Source organism: Arthrobacter sp. M2012083, assembly GCF_000281065.1.
In the GTDB taxonomy this organism is placed as follows: domain Bacteria; phylum Actinomycetota; class Actinomycetes; order Actinomycetales; family Micrococcaceae; genus Arthrobacter.
Map to the genome: position 1 here is coordinate 67,442 of NZ_AKKK01000001.1, position 18,921 is coordinate 86,362.

Annotated in this window: 19 protein-coding genes; 11 read left to right on the forward strand and 8 right to left on the reverse strand. The window is 62.7% G+C overall.

Going from position 1 to position 18,921, the window contains the following annotated elements; genetic code table 11:
- Positions 1–40: 40 nt before the first annotated feature.
- The 4 genes from A477_RS0100360 to A477_RS23405 form a co-directional block, all read right to left on the reverse strand.
- Positions 41–1,807 carry a flavin reductase gene (locus tag A477_RS0100360; protein WP_017197059.1) on the reverse strand — a complete coding sequence of 589 codons (1,767 nt, stop codon included), beginning with the start codon at positions 1,805–1,807 and terminating at the stop codon, positions 41–43.
- Positions 1,808–1,834: 27 nt separating this feature from the next.
- Positions 1,835–3,076 (reverse strand): styrene monooxygenase/indole monooxygenase family protein, encoded by a 1,242-nt coding sequence (locus tag A477_RS0100365; RefSeq protein WP_017197060.1) that lies wholly within the window; start codon positions 3,074–3,076, stop codon positions 1,835–1,837.
- A gap of 44 nt (positions 3,077–3,120) precedes the next feature.
- A complete protein-coding gene (locus A477_RS0100370; protein WP_017197061.1) occupies positions 3,121–3,909 on the reverse strand; it encodes an SDR family oxidoreductase in 789 nt (262 codons plus the stop codon).
- Positions 3,910–4,033: 124 nt separating this feature from the next.
- Positions 4,034–4,183, reverse strand: a complete 150-nt coding sequence (locus A477_RS23405) for a hypothetical protein (RefSeq protein WP_017197062.1) — start codon at positions 4,181–4,183, stop codon at positions 4,034–4,036.
- Between the two features lie 177 nt (positions 4,184–4,360).
- Here A477_RS23405 and A477_RS0100380 point away from each other — a divergent pair, with 177 nt between their 5' ends.
- Positions 4,361–5,329, forward strand: a complete 969-nt coding sequence (locus A477_RS0100380) for an AraC family transcriptional regulator (protein WP_017197063.1) — start codon at positions 4,361–4,363, stop codon at positions 5,327–5,329.
- Positions 5,330–5,345: 16 nt separating this feature from the next.
- On the opposite strand, the gene A477_RS0100385 is transcribed toward A477_RS0100380, so the two are convergent.
- Entirely contained in the window at positions 5,346–6,047 is a 702-nt protein-coding gene (locus tag A477_RS0100385; RefSeq protein ID WP_017197064.1) for a FadR/GntR family transcriptional regulator, read from the reverse strand.
- Between the two features lie 74 nt (positions 6,048–6,121).
- Positions 6,122–6,925 carry an alpha/beta fold hydrolase gene (locus A477_RS0100390; RefSeq protein ID WP_017197065.1) on the reverse strand — a complete coding sequence of 268 codons (804 nt, stop codon included), beginning with the start codon at positions 6,923–6,925 and terminating at the stop codon, positions 6,122–6,124.
- Positions 6,926–7,054: 129 nt separating this feature from the next.
- On the opposite strand from A477_RS0100390, the gene A477_RS0100395 reads away from it, so the two are divergent.
- The 5 genes from A477_RS0100395 (at position 7,055) to A477_RS0100415 (ending at position 12,413) form a co-directional block, all read left to right on the forward strand.
- Positions 7,055–8,542 (forward strand): four-carbon acid sugar kinase family protein, encoded by a 1,488-nt coding sequence (locus tag A477_RS0100395; protein WP_017197066.1) that lies wholly within the window; start codon positions 7,055–7,057, stop codon positions 8,540–8,542.
- A gap of 81 nt (positions 8,543–8,623) precedes the next feature.
- A complete protein-coding gene (locus tag A477_RS0100400; protein WP_026005249.1) occupies positions 8,624–9,526 on the forward strand; it encodes an NAD(P)-dependent oxidoreductase in 903 nt (300 codons plus the stop codon).
- Positions 9,527–9,627: 101 nt separating this feature from the next.
- Positions 9,628–11,094, forward strand: a complete 1,467-nt coding sequence (locus A477_RS0100405) for a GntP family transporter (protein WP_017197068.1) — start codon at positions 9,628–9,630, stop codon at positions 11,092–11,094.
- Positions 11,094–11,969, forward strand: coding sequence for a class II fructose-bisphosphate aldolase (locus A477_RS0100410; RefSeq protein WP_017197069.1), 876 nt, complete (start codon positions 11,094–11,096; stop codon positions 11,967–11,969). Before A477_RS0100405 ends, A477_RS0100410 begins: the two co-directional genes overlap by 1 nt.
- 51 nt (positions 11,970–12,020) lie before the next feature.
- Positions 12,021–12,413 carry a DUF1304 domain-containing protein gene (locus A477_RS0100415; RefSeq protein WP_017197070.1) on the forward strand — a complete coding sequence of 131 codons (393 nt, stop codon included), beginning with the start codon at positions 12,021–12,023 and terminating at the stop codon, positions 12,411–12,413.
- A 25-nt stretch (positions 12,414–12,438) separates the two neighbouring features.
- Here A477_RS0100415 and A477_RS0100420 read toward each other — a convergent pair whose 3' ends face one another.
- Positions 12,439–12,858 carry a VOC family protein gene (locus A477_RS0100420; RefSeq protein ID WP_017197071.1) on the reverse strand — a complete coding sequence of 140 codons (420 nt, stop codon included), beginning with the start codon at positions 12,856–12,858 and terminating at the stop codon, positions 12,439–12,441.
- A gap of 154 nt (positions 12,859–13,012) precedes the next feature.
- Here A477_RS0100420 and A477_RS0100425 point away from each other — a divergent pair, with 154 nt between their 5' ends.
- Together A477_RS0100425 and A477_RS0100430 are read left to right on the forward strand one after the other, a co-directional pair.
- Complete coding sequence (locus A477_RS0100425) at positions 13,013–14,368, forward strand: acyltransferase family protein (RefSeq protein ID WP_017197072.1); 1,356 nt, start codon at positions 13,013–13,015, stop codon at positions 14,366–14,368.
- Positions 14,365–14,721, forward strand: a complete 357-nt coding sequence (locus A477_RS0100430) for a GNAT family N-acetyltransferase (RefSeq protein ID WP_017197073.1) — start codon at positions 14,365–14,367, stop codon at positions 14,719–14,721. Before A477_RS0100425 ends, A477_RS0100430 begins: the two co-directional genes overlap by 4 nt.
- A gap of 32 nt (positions 14,722–14,753) precedes the next feature.
- Here the strand turns inward: A477_RS0100430 and A477_RS0100435 are convergent, their stop codons facing one another.
- Positions 14,754–15,131, reverse strand: coding sequence for a hypothetical protein (locus tag A477_RS0100435; protein WP_017197074.1), 378 nt, complete (start codon positions 15,129–15,131; stop codon positions 14,754–14,756).
- Positions 15,132–15,418: 287 nt separating this feature from the next.
- On the opposite strand from A477_RS0100435, the gene A477_RS0100440 reads away from it, so the two are divergent.
- From A477_RS0100440 to A477_RS0100450, 3 genes are read left to right on the forward strand one after another with little or no spacing between them, the layout of a single operon-like run.
- A complete protein-coding gene (locus A477_RS0100440) occupies positions 15,419–16,981 on the forward strand; it encodes a pyridoxal phosphate-dependent decarboxylase family protein (RefSeq protein ID WP_017197075.1) in 1,563 nt (520 codons plus the stop codon).
- Complete coding sequence (locus A477_RS0100445; RefSeq protein WP_017197076.1) at positions 16,978–18,321, forward strand: lysine N(6)-hydroxylase/L-ornithine N(5)-oxygenase family protein; 1,344 nt, start codon at positions 16,978–16,980, stop codon at positions 18,319–18,321. Before A477_RS0100440 ends, A477_RS0100445 begins: the two co-directional genes overlap by 4 nt.
- Positions 18,318–18,908 (forward strand): GNAT family N-acetyltransferase, encoded by a 591-nt coding sequence (locus tag A477_RS0100450; protein WP_017197077.1) that lies wholly within the window; start codon positions 18,318–18,320, stop codon positions 18,906–18,908. Before A477_RS0100445 ends, A477_RS0100450 begins: the two co-directional genes overlap by 4 nt.
- Positions 18,909–18,921: the final 13 nt, after the last annotated feature.

Below are 18,921 nucleotides of genomic sequence, written 5' to 3' on the forward strand. Positions count from 1 at the left end.
CCGCACCTTTCAGAAAAACACAGAAGTCAAAAGGGAGTGCCTAGAAATCCGGATGGCTGGCGGTGGCGTGGTACTTGCCGCCGTGGAACACCAGGGGAGCGCCGCCGTCGTGCTTGTAGCTTTCCACTTCACCCACGTAGATGACATGGTCCCCGGCGTCATGTCGCGAAACTGTTCGGCACTGGAAGGTCGCAACCGCCCCGTCCAACAGCGGGATCCCGGCGATGCCCTCGGTGGTCTCCGTCCCGGCGAACTTGTCGATGGCGGGAGTGGCGAACTGGCGGGAAAGGACGTGCTGGTCGCTGGCCAGGATGTTGATGGCGAAGTGCGTGGCGTTCTCGAAGTCGCCCAGGCTTGGTGACCGTTTGCCGGGGCACCACAGCACCAACGGAGGTTCCATGGAGACCGAGGTGAACGAATTCGCGGTCATGCCCACCTTCCGCCCGTCGGCAGCCACGGTGGTCACCACGGTAACGCCCGTGGCGAACTGCCCCAACGCGCCCCTGAAATCACGGACGTCGAACACCGAGGTGTCATCCTCTTTGCGCGCCTGCATGAAGTCTGCCGCGGCGGTGGGGTCGAACCACCAAGGGTATGACGTGCGTGGATCGTCGAAGCCCGCCACAATGCCCGCTGCCAGAGCGGGGTGCTCAGCGGCTTCGGTGAGGAGCGTCTTCTGGTGGTCGCGGCGCGGCTTCAGAAGGTCGTTGGTCCACTCCACCGCCCATTGGCCCCACCCGCGCCAGAACTCATCGAACGTCCGCTCCATCCAATGGCGGTCGAACGGCTGCTGTCCCCGGCGAACGATCGAATCCAGGTAATACTTGGCGGCCAGCGTCGCGTTGTTGGATCCCTGCCCGGTGAGGGGATCGTTGAGAACCACGGCGTCACCGAGGCCGAACACCAGCTCCCCGTTCCCAAGTTCCCCGACGGCGGACCTCACCGTGGGAGTGATGCGTCCCAGGAGCGTGGCACCGTCGTCAGTCAGTTCCGCGCCCTCGAAATTGCCGGCCTCGTGCGGGAAATGATCGCGAAGTATTTCCAGCGAACGCTCGAGCTGCTCTTGCGGGGTTCCGACGTCGGTCCAACGGTCCATCGGGCCGCCCACCACGCCTTCGAACACCATCATGCGGCACGGTCCGGTGACGGTCAGGCCGGGGAAGGTGAAGAACTCCCCGACGCCGGGGACCATGGACATGCGGATGGCATCGCCGCTGCTGGAGGCGCTGCTGGGTGACGCGTCTGCTGCCGGGCCGGCGGAAGCGCCGCCGTCGGGCTTGACGTAGTTCAGCGCCAGCACCCGCTGCGGGCGGTCGAAGGGTGACTTCGCCTTGTCGCGGGGAAAGATCTGGCCGATCTCACCCTTGCCCGTGCTGACGATGACGAGTTCGTAGTCGCGGGCGAGTTCTTCGAGCATCCGCGGGGTGACCTTCTCAATGCGGAAGTCACCACCGGCTGCAACAAACGTCTCGATCCAGAGGGCGCTCTTGATCCGTTGGTCGATGGAGCGGGCGGGCCCGTCCAGAGGAGCCTCCCATTCAATGGGTTCCTCGGCGTCCACGCGCAATCGAATGGAGGTGATGCCGGGGACGGATCCGGAGTCGTAGAACCCGGTGAGCGCCGTTCCCATGTGGGCTTCGGCATCGAGGGCTGTGGAGAACATGCACTGGCTGGACATGACCTTGCCTGTGCGGATCTGTGCTGCGGAACGGTCGGACAGAAGTGTCACCGCGTAGCCTCCGCGTTGGAGGCCAAGGGCCAACTGGGCCCCGGATTCGCCGGCCCCGATAATCGCTATTTTTCGCATGAGGGTGTCCTTGTTAGCAGGGATGTGCTACGAAACTTTGGCCGCCGACAGATCAGCGAGGTAGCTGGCGGCTTTGTCGGGATACATAAACCACTCCTGGAATTCCGGAGGGTGGTTGAAGCCGTTGGCGAAGCGGTGCGCGATGTCCGGCTCGTTGTTCGCGGCGCCCAGGAGCTCAAGGACATGCGGTGGCGGCGGGGCCAGGAGGGCATTTGTCCAGTGTGCAACGTGCTGGGCATAATCCCAATAGCGCTCAAAGGTGGCCTGCATGAAGTTTGCATCGAAGGCTCCAGCGCCGTGCTGGATGATGCTGTCCAGATACGATGCCGCGCATTTGCTGGCGTTGTTGGAGCCCTGCCCTGTGATGGGATCATTCAAAACCACGACGTCGGCCAAGCCCAGTATCTGCCTGCCGCTTGGCAGCGTGGCAATGGGGTGACGGACGGTGGGCGCGAAACGACCCTGCAGCACGCCGTTGGGATCGGTCAGTTCCACATCCGTGGCCCGTTCGGCTTCCCAAGGCAGGAACGTCTTGAGGACGTTCTTGGAGTTCTGCAGATGTTCCGCGGGGGACAGGCCCTTCCAAGTATCCATGGGTCCGCCCGGAACTCCTTCGAAGACCATGATTTCGCAAGGGCCGGTGGTGGTCAGTGCCGGGAAAACGAAGTATTCCCCCACACCGGGGATGAGGTTGAACGAGACCGCGGAGTACTCTTGGCGGGGCTTCAGACCCTTCACGTAGGTCAGGGCCAACGCGCGCTGCGGGGCGTCGTAGGTGCTGCGCTCGCCGTCGCGGGTGAACAGTTGTGCAATTTCACCCTTGCCTGCTGCCACAATCACCAGGTCTGAGTTTCGGGTGTATTTTTCCAGCTCGGCTACGCCGGCATCCTCGAACACCAGCTCGCCGCCCCGTGCAGTGAACTCCTCCATGAACTTGGGGAACTTCACGCGCTGATCGATCGATGTGGCGTGGTTGTCGAGGCGGGAAGCCCAACTGATGGCCTTCTCGCCCGGAAGTTCGGGGTGGGGGATGGTGAAGGAGATGCCGTCAACGGTGGGAGCGTCCGGCCAAAAATCCAACCCCAGGGCCCGCTCGTGTTCCAAGGCGTTGTGGAAGATGCACTGGCTGGAGGCTACTTTGCCTTCAGCAATCTCCTCGGGCGTGCGATTGGAGATCGTGGTGACCTGGTAGCCGGCATCGAGCAGGCCGATGCCGAGCTGCAGCCCGGACTGTCCGGCGCCGATGATGGTGATATGGCGTTGCGTCATGGTGTTGCCCTTTTCTCTGGTGGAAGGTGTCTTGAAGCTTGGCGCTAGTTGGCAGCGAGCAGCGGAATGGCCTCTTCGGCTCGTTCCGGACCCAGGGCGGAGTAGCCGCCGTCGACAGCCCAATCTGCGCCGGTCACGAAGCTGGCCTGGTCGCTCGCGAGGAACGCGACGACGTCACCCACCTCGTGCGGGCGGCCGACGCGCTTGAGCGCGTGGAAAGGCGCGGCGACTGAGTCTGTCTTTTCGATGTTCCCGCTGCTGAGCGAGTCCATGATGTTGCTCCACACCCAACCGGGACTCACGGAATTCACCCGGATGCCGTCCCCCGCGAAGTCCACTGCCATGCTGCGGGTGACCTGGACAAGCGCGGCTTTGCTCGCCGGGTAGAGCCAGCGGCCGGTCTGGGCAACCGAGCTGGAAATGGAGGTGAAGTTGATGATGGCGCCGTGTCCGGAGGCTTTCAGGTAGGGGCGCGCCGCGTTGCTCGCCACCACCGCACTGACCAGATTTACATTGAGTGCTTCCAGCCAGTCGGTGCGGCCGGAGTTGGACCCCTCATCCTTGTAGGTGCAGGCGAGGTTCACCAGGATATCCACGCTGCCGTGCTGTGCAGCCGCCCCGCTGACCAGCAGGTTCACAGCGTCATCATCAGTGATGTCAGTGTGGGAGTAATGGATTCCTTCGCCCAGCCCGGCGGTGAGTGAGGCGCCGTCGGGGTCTATATCCGCCACTACCACCGTGGCCCCGGCGTCCCGCAATGCGGCGGCCACGCCTTGGCCTACTTTGGTTGCTCCGCCGGTAACAATTGCTGTCCTGCCCTCGAGTGTTGACATGTGCCGAACCCTTTCCTGCGATGACGATGTTACGTAAATATGACGTGCGTCATATTTGTCCTGCAAGCGACTCTAGGCAGCCACCGCCGGATGGAATATCCACTTGGCGCGGGAATTATCCGAATTACGCAGGGTCTTCCTCTTCCTCGTGCCAACCAACCCACGCCGCGGAAGTGAGGTGGGTTTCCCTGGCCTGAAGCTCCGCCGCCCAGAGTTCGAAGTGGCTCTTGTCCCATTCGTCCCTGCGGTCATGTACAACCTTGATGTTCTTCACTGTTCCTCACCTCGCTTCGGCTGTTGGTATGGTTTGTGAGCTGCGTCATACTTGTCTTAAAAGCGACTCTAGACAGACGCTGCACTCCGGAATATCCACTTGGCGCGGGGATCATCCGAAAGGCGAAAAGCTCCAGAAAACCGTGTGGCGTGCAATTACCCGTGAAGTAGGTGGCGGATGGTCAGGATTCTTGCCCGTGATGTTCTGCGGGGACAACCAACGGTGGCCACAACGGATGTGGACGAGGCTCATGCCAAGATCGCTGAGTTGTTCTGCAGCCACGAGCTCGCCCCGCGGACGCGTGCATCTTTGATGGACATGAAGCTGCGCTCATTGCACCGGGGCGATGTTGGGATCGAGTTCCTGGATTACGGCGCGGATGTTCGGATAGAGCCCGAAGGCCTGCAGGATTTCCATTTGGTGCAAATCCCGCTGGCCGGGCATGCTTCCATGCAGGTGGGAGCAATCACTGTGGAATCCAGTCCGCGGATGGCCACGGTTCCGCCGATTGACCGGCCCTTTTCCATGAGCTGGGACAGCGGCAGTCCGCACCTGATTGTGTATGTGAGGCGCTCGGCGATGGAGCGCGTGGCCGAGCAGTTGTATGGCGACAGCGCTGTTGACCTGGGCTACGGCATGGACCTCTCGAGCGCCACCGGTCGGGCGTTCTTGAGGTCCGTCGTCGAGCTTCATGACGACATGATCAGCCAACCACAGTCCACAGCCCCCGTCTTTGTGCAGGGATTACTGGCCGACAGCATGATGTCACGCTTGCTGATGGCGATGGCGTTGCCCAGTGGTGAGACCCGGGACGCGGAGTCCGAAAGCCGGCTCGTACGCGAATGCCGCGAGCTGTTGGAGCGGCATGCTTTCGAGGAACTCACCGTGCCGGACATCGCCGAGTGCTTGGGCGTCTCAGTCCGAACGCTGCAAACAGCCCTACGGGCGGAAACCGGAGCGACGCCGTCGGAGCTGTTGCGAAGTATCCGGCTGGATCGTGCCCGGGAGATGCTTCTCGAAGCGAACCCCCGCGAGCAGAGCGTCACGGCAGTTGCTGAGCTATGCGGCTTCACGCACCAAGGGCGCTTCTCTGCGCTCTACGTGAAGGCCTTCGGGGAGCTGCCCAGCGAGAGCCTGCGCCGCTAAACGAGGGCATCTGCTGTCACGCCTCCAGCACGTACGTCTTCAGGTCATCCAGCGTTTGCTGCATATGGGCATCCATCGCGAGACGCGAGTCGTTGGGGTTGCGCGATTCCAAAGCGGCCGCGATCTTCCGGTGGTGGCCGATCGCGTGTTCCTGGATCTCCGGGAAGGCTGAGGTTTCGGTGCGCCGGGCTTCGAGGACCCGGTGCAGCGGTTCGAAGAGCACGGCGACAAAGACGTTGCCTGAGGCGTGAAGGATCACGTCGTGGAAGGCAAGGTCTGCTTCCACAAAGGCCGCGAGGTCATTGATTTCGTGGGCGGCCTGCATCTTTTCCACGTGCTCCTTGAGGGCCGTGAGTTCGTCATCGGAGATGCGTTCGGCTGCCAGTTCGCAGGCGCCGGTTTCAAGCATGCGGCGCAGCTCGATCAGCTGGATGGCGGCAGCTGCATCCTTGGTTCCCTCTGAGGCCGCGCGCAAAACGGCTTCCAGCGACGCCCATTGGTTGAGGGGGTTGACGAAGGTTCCGCGGCCGCGTTCGACACTAAGGATCCGCTGCGCCTCGAGGGTTTTCATGGCCTCGCGCACAGTCATCCGGCTCACCTCGTGTTTGGCGCTGAGCTCAAGCTCTCCGGGGACCACCGTTCCGGGCGGGAACTCGCCCGCGATGATCCGGTCCAGCAGCTCGTCAGCAACGACGCCGACCAGCGACTTGCGTGCCATGTATCCCCATTTCCTCTACTTCAGACCGCCCGGCTTCCTGCGCATTTCCCTCGGACGGGCGGTTGTCAGACATCTTACGCTGGCGGTGGCCGGCTTGTTTCCCAAAAAGCAGTTAGTGCCGCAGCGCATTTTTCCGGTTGTTCCCAGTGGACGTTGTGGCCGGCACCGGGGATGGCACTCAGCTGCCGATGCGGGCTTTCGGCTACGAACGCGCGCATCTGCTCCATGGGCCGCACCCGGTCATCGGTGCCGGCCATCACCAGCAGTGGCGCGAGGACGCGCCCGGGCACTGAAGGTTCGACGCCGGTCATGGCAGCCACGGCGCTGGCGGACAGTATCGGGAACGGCGCATCAAATCCTGTGCTGAGCCGCGCCATGTCTGCTGCGGACAGCTCCCCGTACCAAGCATTCATGAGCTTTGCTACGGTCCCGGGATCGAAAAATCCCTGATCCAGTTGGGAGCGCAGCAGCGTCTTGAAACCCTGATTCTGCGGCACGGGGGCCATGCCCACCAAGGTTATGGTGGCCACCAGTTCGGGGCGGGCCGCAGCAATTGTCAACGAAACGCTGCCCCCCATGGAATGCCCCACCAGGTGCACCGGTCCGCTGCCCCTGACTTCAATGGCTGCCGCTACCGAACCGGCCACCGAGTCCAGCGTCCAGGCGAAGTCCGGTGGCAGTTCTTCGCCTGGGTGGTAGCCCGGGAGGTCGAAAATCCAGACCGTCCGGCCGGCGTCGAGCAGTTTTTTCGCTAGTGGTTCCCAGTACACAGAGCCGGAGGCCCAACCGTGGACCAGTGCCACGGGAGTAGCCTCACCTGCGGAAACGGTAGGCGTGAGGACGTTCACGAACGGGAGCGGAACAACACTGTCGGCCATGCCCCCAGCCTAGTGATGCGCAGCACCTTGCGCGGTGTAGAGCCGTGTGTCACACTAATTCAAATGTTAGATGTCTGACATCTTACATTCATCAATTCGCTACAGAGATTTCCCACGATGGAGTGCACAGTGACCCTTGAAGTCGACGTTCTGGCCGCTTTCCCGGCGGAAGTCCAGATTCCTGCTCAGTTCGTTGCTGACGCCGTTGCGGCGTCCTCGGCAACGTCTCCCCGCGTTCTGGTAGTCCTCGACGACGACCCCACGGGAACGCAGTCCGTTGCGGATCTGGCCGTGCTCACCCGGTGGGACGTCGCAGACTTCACCTGGGCATTCACCCACATCCGTGAGAACCAGACCAAGCCTGCTGTCTATGTCCTCACCAACACCCGCAGCCTGGACCCGGCCGAAGCCGCAGCCCGCAACGAGGAAATCGTCCGCAATGCCCTGGCAGCGGCAGCAGGGAATGTGAGGCTCGGTTTTGTCAGCCGCAGCGACTCCACCCTCCGCGGCCACTACCCGCTGGAGCCCGACGTCATTGCAGCCACCGTGGCAGCCGAGACCGGTGAACCCACCGACGGCGTGGTGATCGTTCCGGCATTCCCCGACGCCGGCCGCGTCACCATCGGTGGCGTGCACTACATGCGGGGCACCGGAGAAGCAGCAGGCACACTCACTCCCGTGGCCGAGACGGAATTCGCCAAGGACGCCAGTTTCGGCTTCAAGAACTCCGAGATGGCCAAGTACGTGGAGGAGAAGTCGCAGGGCCGGTTCCCTGCCGGGGATGTGATCGTGCTTGACCTCAACGTCATCCGCGCCGGAGCGTCCGCCCAGGATCCCACCATCTCGGCAAAGGCCATCGCCGACGCCCTTGAGTCCGCCACCAACTCCACGCCGATCGTGGCCGACATCGTTACCGAGAATGATTTCCGCGCCCTGGCCCTGGGCCTCGAAGAATCCGAACGCCGCGGCAAGAAGCTCCTCTACCGAGTGGGCCCGCCCTTCGTGAGGGGCCGCATCGGCCAGGAGATCCGCACAGCGTTGACCTCCGAAGAGGCCTATGCAGGCAACACCCCCTCCACAGGAGGTGGCCTGATCGTGGTCGGCTCGCACGTTGGCGTCACCACGCGCCAGCTCAACGCCCTGACCGCAGAGCACAGCTCGGCATGGACCATCGAGATCGACGTCGAGAAGCTCCTGACAGCCGAGGCCGATGCCTACATCGCAACTGTCGTGTCCGACGTCGTCGACGCACTTCACAAGGGCGACGTCATCGTCCACACCAGCCGCCTGCTCATCAAGACCGACGACGCCGCAGCAAGCCTGAAGATCGCACGCACCGTCTCTGCCGCCGTCGTCGCCGTCGTGAACCGGACGCTGAAGACCTTCCCACCGCGGTTCGTCATCGCCAAGGGAGGCATCACGTCCTCGGACGTCGCTGCGCACGGCCTGGAAATCCGCCGCGCGATTGTCCGCGGACCCATGCTGCCGGGCATCGTCTCGCTCTGGGAGCCGGTGGACGGTCCTGCCAAGGGCATCCCGTACATCGTGTTCGCCGGAAACGTGGGCGATGACCAATCCCTGACTGAAGTCACCCGCAAGCTCAGCGCCATTTTCTAGAACCATCCCCACTTGCCCCCTAACCTCGCAAGCCCGGCCAGGGAACCCGGCAAGCGTGGCCCCTATTTATCGGAGAACACCATGACCAGCAGCAACTACACCGTCACTGTCCTGGGCCTCGGCGCCATGGGCCTGCCCATGGCAACCCGGCTCGCGTCCGAGCTGACTGTCCACGGCTTCGACATCGCCGAGCCCCGACTGGAACTCGCCGCAGCAGCCGGCATCAAGACCTTTGCTTCTGCACGCGAGGCATCGGATGGCGCCGACGCGCTGCTTCTGGCCGTCCGTAACGGCGAACAGCTCAACGATGTCCTCTTCGGCGAGAACGGCGTAGCTTCGGTACTGAAGCCGGGCGCCGTCGTGATCCTCGGCAGCACCGTTGGCACCGAAGCCATCCCCGCCACGGTGGAAAAGCTAGCAAAATACGGTGTGGCCCTGGTGGATGCGCCGCTCTCCGGCGGCCCGAAGCGTGCCGGCGAAGGCGACCTGCTGATTGTTGTCGGTGCTGAGCCGGAGGCACTGGAGAAGGCCCGCCCCGCTCTCGAACTGCTGGCCTCCACCCTGAGCATCGTGGGCGACAAGCCCGGCGATGGACAGGCCCTCAAGACCGTCAATCAGCTCCTCTGTGGTGTCCACATCGCCGCTGCTGCCGAGGCTATGGCCCTTGCCGACGCCCTCGGACTCGACCAGGCCAAGACCCTCGCCGCCCTGGAAGCCGGAGCCGCCGGTTCCTTCATGCTTTCAAACCGTGGACCGCGCATCCTGGAGGCCTACTCCGAAGACGGTGCCGAGGTACTCAGCCGCTTGGATATCTTCGTCAAGGACATGGGCATCGTTGGTAAGGCAACCCGGGCTGCCGGCCTTGCCGCACCGGTCGCCGCCGCTGCCGAACAGCTTTACCTCCTCGGCCAGGCCCAGGGCCTCGCCGCCGCCGACGATTCTGCCGTCATCAAGGTTGTAGCGCCCGCAAAGCGCACCGCCTAAGCATCCCACCCGAACGCGCGACGACGGCGATCCCCCCTTCGCCGTCGCCGCCACCTCCCGCCGGTCTTCCCTGGACTGGTATGTCAAAGGAGACACCCCCAATGAATCCCCTCGTTAACTCTCTGATGGTTCAGGCGGCGGACGCCCCCGCCATCAAGCCCGCAGTGGAGCTGGGCACACCACTGCTGCTGACCATCGCCGCAGCGGGCATCGCCTTGTTGCTGGTGTTGATCATCCGCTTCAAAATCCAAGCTTTTGTTGCCTTGCTTGCCGTCAGCATCCTCGTGGGCGTCGCCGCGCAGATTCCGCTCAAGGACATCTTCACTGTTGTGACCACGGGCGTTGGCAGCACCATGGGCAAGGTCGCATTGCTGATCGCCCTTGGCGCCATTCTCGGCCGCATGATTGAAGTTTCCGGCGGCGTGCAGTCGCTGGCTACCCACTTCACTGAGAAGCTCGGCGCCAAACGCGTTGCCATTGCACTGACGGCTGTCGGCTTCCTCGTGGCGATCCCCGTGTTCTTCGAGGTGGGCGTGATCGTCCTCGTTCCCATTGTTTACGCGTTCGCGAAGATCGCTAATGTGCACCCGATCAAGTTCGGCCTGCCCATGGCCGGCATCATGCTGTCCATTCACGTGGCCGTGCCGCCGCATCCGGGCATCGTTGCCGGGGCCGGCGTGTTCGGTGCGGACATTGGACTCATCACCCTGATCTCCCTGATCATTTGCGTGCCGCTTGGTTTCCTGTCCTACTGGGTTGCCAGCATCATGAACCGCAAAGAGTACGAATTGCTTCCAGGCGTCAAGCAGCAGGTGGACGAATTTGGTTCCGAATCACTGGTCCATGTTGGCCATGACGGCCCCGGCGCCCGCGCAATCGCCCCTCCGCGGCCGGGCCTGATCATGTTCCTTGTCGCCGCGCCGATCGTCCAAATCCTGCTCGGCACCGTGGGAACGCTGACCCTCCCCAAGGACAACTACTGGTACGGCGTGGCCGCCTTTGTTGGGAACCCGTTCTTCGCACTCCTGGTGGCTGTGGCTCTGTCCTTCTTCTTGCTGGCCGTCCGCCGCAACTGGTCCCTCAAGGAGACGGGGGAGATCTTCGAAGGTGCTCTGCCCCCTATCGCCTCCATCCTCATGGTGGTGGCCGCCGGGGGTGTGTTCGGTGAAGTCCTCCGCGCATCCGGAATCGGCGCAGCGCTGTCCCATACCCTGGATAGCCTCGGCCTTCCCGTCATCGTGCTCGGTTTCATCATCTCCCTCGCACTGCGCGCCGCCCAGGGTTCGGCCACCGTGGCAATTGTGACCACAACCGGCCTGCTTACTTCCGCTGTAATGGAGGGCGCCTACACGCCAGCCCAGATCGCGGTAATCGTGATTGCCATTGGCTTCGGTTCACTGGGCCTTTCCCACGTGACCGACGCCGGGTTCTGGACCGTGGTCCGCTACTACGGCCTCACCGTGTCCGATGGCCTTAAGACCTGGACCGTCCTCACCACCATCCTGGGCTTGGCCGGCTTCGCGTTGACTTACGTTGCCTGGATCCTCGTGGGAGGTTTGGCCCACTAATGCGCGGCAAACTCGACCATATGGTCAACTCTGCCCTGAGCTCCGGCTCGGCTGTTCCGGCCTTCACCTGCTACGACTTCACCACCGCCCTGGCTGTTGTTTCGGCGGCGGAGGAAGCCCGGCTCGGCGTGATCCTGCTCGTCGCTCCGAAGACCGCGTCCACGCCCAATGGCCTGCGCCTCATCGCGGCCCTTCGCGGCTTGGCCGACGACGCCAGCGTCCCGGTCTCGGTGCAGTTGGACCATGCCTCGGACCTCCGGGTCATCCTGGAATCCGTGACAGCCGGTGCGGATGCGGTGCTCGCTGACGGCTCATCCTTGCCCTATGAGGCGAACATTGCACTGGTCCGTAAAGTCCGTGCCGCGCTTGACGCGGCCGGCGCTGCCGACGTCGTGATTGAGGCGGAGTTGGGCGGCCTAGCGGGCGACGAGGACAAGGCCTTTGGCGCCGAAGGTGCAGCGCACGACGCCGGAACGTCCGTTGCGGGACTCACCAACCTGGCACAGGTGGCCGGCTTTGTTGAGCGCACCGGTGCCCAGCTACTGGCCGTCGCCGTGGGCAACGTGCATGGGAAGTACAAGGGCGAGCCAAACATCCGTTGGGACGTACTGCAGGAAGTTGCTGCAAAGACGGAGGTGCCACTGGTGCTCCACGGAGCCTCCGGCATCCCTGCCGGGGAGTTGGCAAAAGCTCCCTCAATGCGCGTTGGGAAGGTGAACTTCAACACGGAACTGCGGACCGGCATCCTGGCGACGCTGGAGTCGGAAACCGCAGCCCACCGGGCCGATGGCGAGAATCTGCAAGGGTTGTTGGCCCGATGGAATGGCTCGGCTGCAACTTTTGCGGGCGCCACACTGGAGTTGCTCAGCGCCTGACGGGCAGCGCGGCAACCAAGTAAGGCAACCAGGGAGGCTAGGATCAAAAACATGATCCTGGCCTCCCTGATTTTTGCGACGATCGCCGCCCTGCTCCACGTCTACATCTTCACCATGGAGTCCATTACCTGGACACAGCCCAAAACCTGGAAGACCTTCAGCATCACCTCCCAGGCCGACGCGGAAACCACCAAACCGCTCGCGTACAACCAAGGTTTTTACAACCTCTTCCTGGCCGTAGGCGCTCTGATCGGCATTGTTGCAGTGGCTATGGGTGCGCCCCAAGTGGGCTGGACCCTTGTCTTCAGCAGCTGCGGTTCCATGCTCCTGGCCGCGCTCGTGCTCGCAGCAAGCGGCAAAAAGTACCTCCGAGCCGCGGTTCTCCAAGGCACCACGCCGCTGCTCGCCGTCGTGCTTGGCGTGCTGGCAGTGACGCTGGGCTAAACCACGTTGGGGTAAGCCAAATGAGCTACTGCTCCGGCGGACCATCCTGGGCCGCGGCCTCGTCCATCCACACAACTTCCCAGTGGTGCCCGTCCAGGTCGCGGAACGCGCGGCTGTACATGAAACCCATGTCCATGGGGTCGTAGGTTTCGGAACCGCCGGCTTCGAGTGCCTTGGCCGCCAGGTCATCTACTTCCTCACGGCTGTCTGCTGAAATGGCGACGATGGCAGCCGTCGAATTGTGCGTGTCCGCGATGGGTTGCTTGGTGAATTCGCTGAACTTGGCGTGGGTCAGGAGCATCGCATAGATGGTGTCGCTGAAGACCACGCAGGCGGCGGTCTCGTCGGTGAAGTTCGGGTTAATGGAGTAGCCAAGGGACGTGTAGAAGGCTTTGGAGGCCTCCAGGTCGCTGACGGGCAGGTTCACGAAAATCGACGTAGTCATGCGTCTGATCCTGCCGGTGATTCCCCGACTCGTCCAGAGCCATTTCGAGTTTGTGGACAACCGGCGGGGTTGTCCGCCTTGCCTGCTGGCCCAAGCCCTCCCACGGGCGGACAATGGAGTCAGCACGCAGGTGCGTGCCCTTGTAGGGAGAACCATGGAGATGGACGCGCATCCTCCCGCCAGCCAGGCAACGGCTGTGCAACGGGACCCGGCGATCGACTTCGTTCGATTCATCTGCCTGCTCCTGGTCGTCGCGGCTCACTGCATGATGGTCAGCCCCGTCCTGCACAAGGACGGCACTGTCACTACCCTGAACGTGCTCATGGAGCAAAGCTGGTTCACCCCAGTGGCATGGGGGCTCATGATTGTGCCGCTTTTCTTCGTCCTGGGCGGCGTGACCGGACTGCAATCGTGGCGGCGGTTGAAGGCACACGGCGGCACCGGCTTCGACTTCGCCCAATTGCGGCTCCTGCGCCTGGTCCGCCCGGCCATGGCTGTGCTGGCCGTCATGTGGGGAGGACTGTGGGTCGCGCTGCTGCTTGGTGTCCACCCGCAAGTCATCCAGTTGATGACTGCCGGGGCCGCAATGCCCCTGTGGTTCCTGGCGGCCTACCTCACGGCCCAACTCAGCATCCCGCTCATGGCCCGGCTTCACGAACGCGTGCCTCTGGTGACTTTCGCCGTGCTCGTGGCGGAGATCATCACGGTGGATTCCCTTCGCGGCGCTGTTCCCGTCCTGGCGTTCGCAAACATGATCTTCGTGTGGTGCGCTGTCCAGCAGCTGGGCTTCCTCATGGCTGATGGCTTCTTCGAGAAACGTAGTCGCAGCTGGCTTCTTGGTGCCGTGGTTTCCAGTAATCTTCTGCTGGGACTGGTGACCGGCGTGGCTGTGTACCCGGGGAACATGGTGGTAAACCTGAATCCGCCCAATTTTTGCCTGCTCCTCTTGGGCATTTCCCAGGCGGCGACGCTTCAACTGCTCCACAAGGGCATTTGGTGGATCGCGGACCTCCGTTGGGTCCAGGTAGTCATTGCGGTAGCGGGACGGCGATCCATGACCGTCTACCTCTGGCACCTCCCGCTGCTGGTGGGCATGTCCGGGTTGCTGTTGCTCACCGATGTGCCCAAGCCGTTGGCCGGGACTGCAGAGTGGTGGTGGGCACGGATCCCAGTGTTCTTCGCCGTGCTGGTGCTGCTGATCCCGGTAGTGTGGCTTTTTGGTCGTTTGGAAGTCCGTCCGACGGCGGCCAGCCACGCGCGGGGACCGTCACGTACCGCTGTGGTGACCGCCGCCGTCGTGGTTTTAGTCCCTGTGGCGGACGCCGCCTTCAACGGGTTGACCCTTGCCCTGCTAGGTGGGGGAGCGGCATGCTTTGCCCTTTCGGTCCTTTTGCTTGGCAGGGTTCCGACGCCGGTGCTGACGCGACCCACGCAGGAAGGCGCTGAAATGCGCGGGGGGCGGTGGCACACGTTGCCAGCACCGGATTTACGTGCCAATCTCGAAACATGACCGAGTACACGGATTCACTGGCAGAGTCGTTCCGAGCTGGCGTCACCACGGTGCGCAACGACAAATTTCACCGCTATGAACTGCATGTGGACGGTGAGCTGGCCGTGATCTCCCAGTTCATGGACAAGCCCGGTCATATTGATTTCATTCACACTGAAACAAAACCCCGGTTCAGCGGCCAGGGCCTTGCGAAAGTCTTGGCACACTTTGCGCTGGATGACGTGGTGGCCTCCGGAAAGCGCATCATCCCGCATTGCCCGTACATCGCCGCGTACTTGAAGAAGCACGAGGGCTACGAGCAGGACGTCGACTGGCCCGCGGAAAAGCCGGTGGGGGAGCCGAATAACGAGTAACTTGCCGTTCCCTTCCCTGGGGAACCGTTTCGCTAGGGAAGCAGGTTCCGCTTTCTTTGCCATTGCACTGCGTGCCACAAGAGCAGGGCGGCAGTGATCAGCAACGCAGCCAGGAGTGCATAGGGTGCGTTGGAGAGCATGATGAAGTTTATTTGGGCTGTCTGGGCTGACTCGGCGGACTGAGGTTGCGCGGTGCTCACTATTGCGCTGGCCGCCGTAGTGAGGGCCCATAGTCCAAACCATGCCAAGGCGGCGTCCAAGGCCCACAAAGCAATGATGAATGGATTGACTTGGACGCGTTTGCGTTCCGGGGCCGGAGTCTCCGGCACGTGGGGGCTAATGGCGGGCTGGGCGTTGCCATGCTCGTCGATTTCGCGGAAGCCGATTCGCTCGTGGGCGTGGTCCTTCATGTGGTCCCCCAACCGTGGGCAGCGGATAGTCCTAGCACTCTACCCCCTGGAGTTCGGAAGATATCAGGACGGCGCACTGCCCACGAGAGCGTTTGGCGGATGAAAAAAGAGTGCCATATTTTGCACCCAAAGCAGCCCGAAGAAAAGTCAATGACGTATTTCCGGGCGGCCCAGTCACGAGAAACCGCCTTCTCAGCGAAATACATCACAAAAGTTTGACGGAAAGGCTTACCTAAGTAAGGCTTGCCTTGCTAACTAGCGCCCCAACGCAATGGAAGGAAGCTGACGTGACGTCACCTAGTGTCGAAGAGCGGATCGCTCCGGAGCAGGATTTTGGCTCCAAAGTGGAACTGGCCCTCGCTGCCACAAACCAACTGTTCAACGCACGAAATTCACCCAGTTACGTCGCTCAGGTTCTTCAGGGGGTCAATGCGGTCTCAACAAAAGTTCAGCGGACCGCCCAGCCGTTCACCGGCGTCGGGCATGCGGAACTGAAGGCCAAGGTTGGTGCGGTGGATCTTGAACGCCCGCTGCCGGACACGGCTGCGGCTCTGGAGGAGCTCGAGGAGCTCTACCTCAAGGACGCCATCTACTTCCACGATTCCCGCTACGCGGCGCACCTCAACTGCCCGGTTGTCATTCCGGCCCTGGTTGGCGAAGCCGTGCTCTCGGCAGTGAACTCCTCCATGGACACCTGGGACCAGAGCGCCGGTGCCACCATGATCGAACGCCGCCTCATCGATTGGACCGCCGAGCGGATCGGTTTTACGGAAGATGCCGACGGCGTGTTCACGTCCGGTGGCAGCCAGTCCAACTTCCAGGCCCTGCTGATTGCCCGGAATCATGCCGTAGCCAAGCTGCGGGCCGCGAATGGGGACGCGCGCCTGCCGCACCTGCTTGACCGGCTCCGGATCTTCACGTCCGTGGACAGCCACTTCAGCATCCAGAAGTCTGCCTCCATGCTGGGCCTGGGCTTCGATGCCGTCATCGCAGTGCCCACCACCGAAGACCACCGCATGGACCCCACCGGGCTCGCTACTGCTTTGGCGGAAGCGCACGACGCCGGGCTGGTACCGATGGCGGTTGTGGCAACTGCCGGGACAACGGACTTCGGTTCGGTTGACCCGCTGTCCGAAATGGCCGCCTTGGTCCGCGCCTACGATTCCTGGTTGCATGTGGACGGCGCCTACGGCGGAGGGCTCATCGTTTCCGGAAGGCACCGTCACCTCCTGGACGGGATCCACTTGGCGGATTCCATTACAGTGGACTTCCACAAGACCTTCTTCCAGCCCGTCAGCTCCAGCGCTGTCCTGGTCCGCAACGGCTCCATGATGGGCCACGTCACCTACTATGCGGATTACCTGAACCCGGAGAGTGCGGCGAAGGCCGAGATCCCCAACCAGGTGGATAAGAGCATCCAAACCACCCGCCGTTTCGATGCACTGAAGCTGTGGCTGACCCTCCGCATCATGGGTGCTGACGCGATCGGCGCTCTCTTCGACGAAGCGATCGACCTCGCCGCCCGTGTAGGAACTTTGCTGGCCGACGATGCTGAGTTCGAGCTTGCTGCAGCACCGCAGCTGAGCACCCTGGTCTTCCGGTACCGCCCTGTGGTTGATGGTGCAGCCCTCGATGAAGATGCTGCCGACGTCCTCAACCCCGCTATCCGGGCCGCGATCTTCGCTTCCGGAGAGGCCGTTGTTGCCGGCACCAAGGTGGCTGGCCGCCACTACCTCAAATTCACCCTCCTCAACGCCGAGGCGAGCCTGAGGGACATCCAGGAAATCATCGAACTTATCCGCCGTACGGGCGACAACCTGCTGGCGAGCACCATGGAGGCTGCAGCATGAGCACCCAAGACAACGGCAAGATTTACGACGTTGCAGGCATCGGCGTCGGGCCTTTCAACTTGGGCCTGGCCGCGCTGAGCGAGCCGGTGGACAACCTCCACTGCGTTTTCCTTGACCGCCGCGAGTCCTTCGACTGGCACCCCGGCATGATGTTGGAGCCGGCGCACCTGCAGGTACCGTTCATGGCGGACCTGGTGACGCTCGCCGACCCGACGTCGCCGTTCTCGTTCCTGAACTTCCTGAAGCAGACCGGCCGCTTGTACCGCTTCTATATCCGCGAGAACTTCTACCCGCTGCGCGCCGAGTACAACCAGTATTGCCAGTGGGTGGCCGGCCAGCTTGAGTCCGTTCGTTTTAGCACGGATGTGCTGGATGTGACGTACGACGACGGCGTGTACCGGCTTTCGGTACAGGGCCCGGGGGGTGCTGAGGTGCTTCGCGCCCGCAAGCTGGTCCTGGGCACCGGCACCTCTCCGTATGTCCCGGACTCTTGTGCAGGAATAGTCGACGCCGGTGGACTTGTCCTCCACAACGCCGATTACCTGTCGAGGAAGAGTGAGCTGCAGTCCAAGCGCAGCATCACCATCGTGGGCAGTGGTCAGAGCGCTGCGGAGCTGTACTACGAGTTGCTGCAAGAAATTGATGTCTACGGCTACCAGCTCAACTGGGTCACGCGTTCGGGCCGATTCTTCCCGCTGGAGTACACCAAGCTCACGCTCGAGATGACCTCGCCGGAGTACGTTGACTACTTCCACTCACTGCCGGGCGAGCAGCGGGATTCGCTGATCAAGAGCCAAAAGAACCTGTACAAGGGCATCAACTCGGACCTGATTGACGACATCTACGATCTCCTTTACACCAAGAGCCTCTCCGGCATGGTGGACACCCAGCTGCATACTCACTCGTCGCTCACCGCCGCAGACTGGGATGCCGCCACCGGCACGCACACCCTCCAGTTGCACCATGAGGAACATGGCCGCGACTACTCTTTGGAGTCCGAGGCCGTGGTCCTCGCGACCGGCTATACCTACAAGGAGCCCGCCTTCCTGGCGGGCATCCAGGACCGGATCCGTCGCGATGCCAAGGGCCGCTTTGACGTTGAGCGGAATTATGGGACCGGCGTGGAACCGGGTGAAATCTTCGTCCAAAACGCCGAACTGCACACGCACGGTTTCGTCACTCCGGACCTCGGCATGGCCGCCTACCGTAATTCATGCATCCTCCGCGAAATCACCGGGCGCGAGGTTTACCCGATCGAGCGCAGCATCGCGTTCCAGCAGTTCGGCGCTCCGACCCCAGTCACTGCACCCGTCCCCGAAACCGCTGGAGCCACCGTATGAGCTTCACCTTCCGGCCCGTTGATCCCGTAGCGGACGCGCCTATCCTCCACGGCTGGGTGAGCCAGGAGTACGCGCGATTCTGGGGAATGGTTTCGGCCACCGAACAGGACGTCGTAGAGGAATACTCCAAGATCGCCGAATCGGGCCATCACCAAGCGTTCCTGGGGCTCGACGACGGCGTCCCCGCTTTCCTGATGGAGCGGTACCGCCCGGAGTCATCGCCGTTGGCGGACGTTTACGAGGTCCAGCACGGTGACGTCGGCATGCACCTCCTGGTGTCACCGCCCAATGGCGAGCCGCAGCCTGGTTTCACCACCGCCGTCATGCAGTCTGTCATGACTGAACTGTTCGCCGACCCGGCAAACCGGCGGGTGGTCGTCGAGCCCGACGCCCGCAACCACAAGATCCATGTCCTGAATGAGAAGGTGGGTTTCAGGCCGCACGGCGTGGTGACCCTTCCCGCCGTCGACCCCGCCGAGGACCACAAGCAGGGGCTGCTCAGCTTCTGCACCCGCGAGGATTTCCTCGCGACCCTGACCCCGATTCTGGCCGCGCCTGCCGCGGCGACCAGAGGAGAATCCCTGTGACCACTACTGCCGG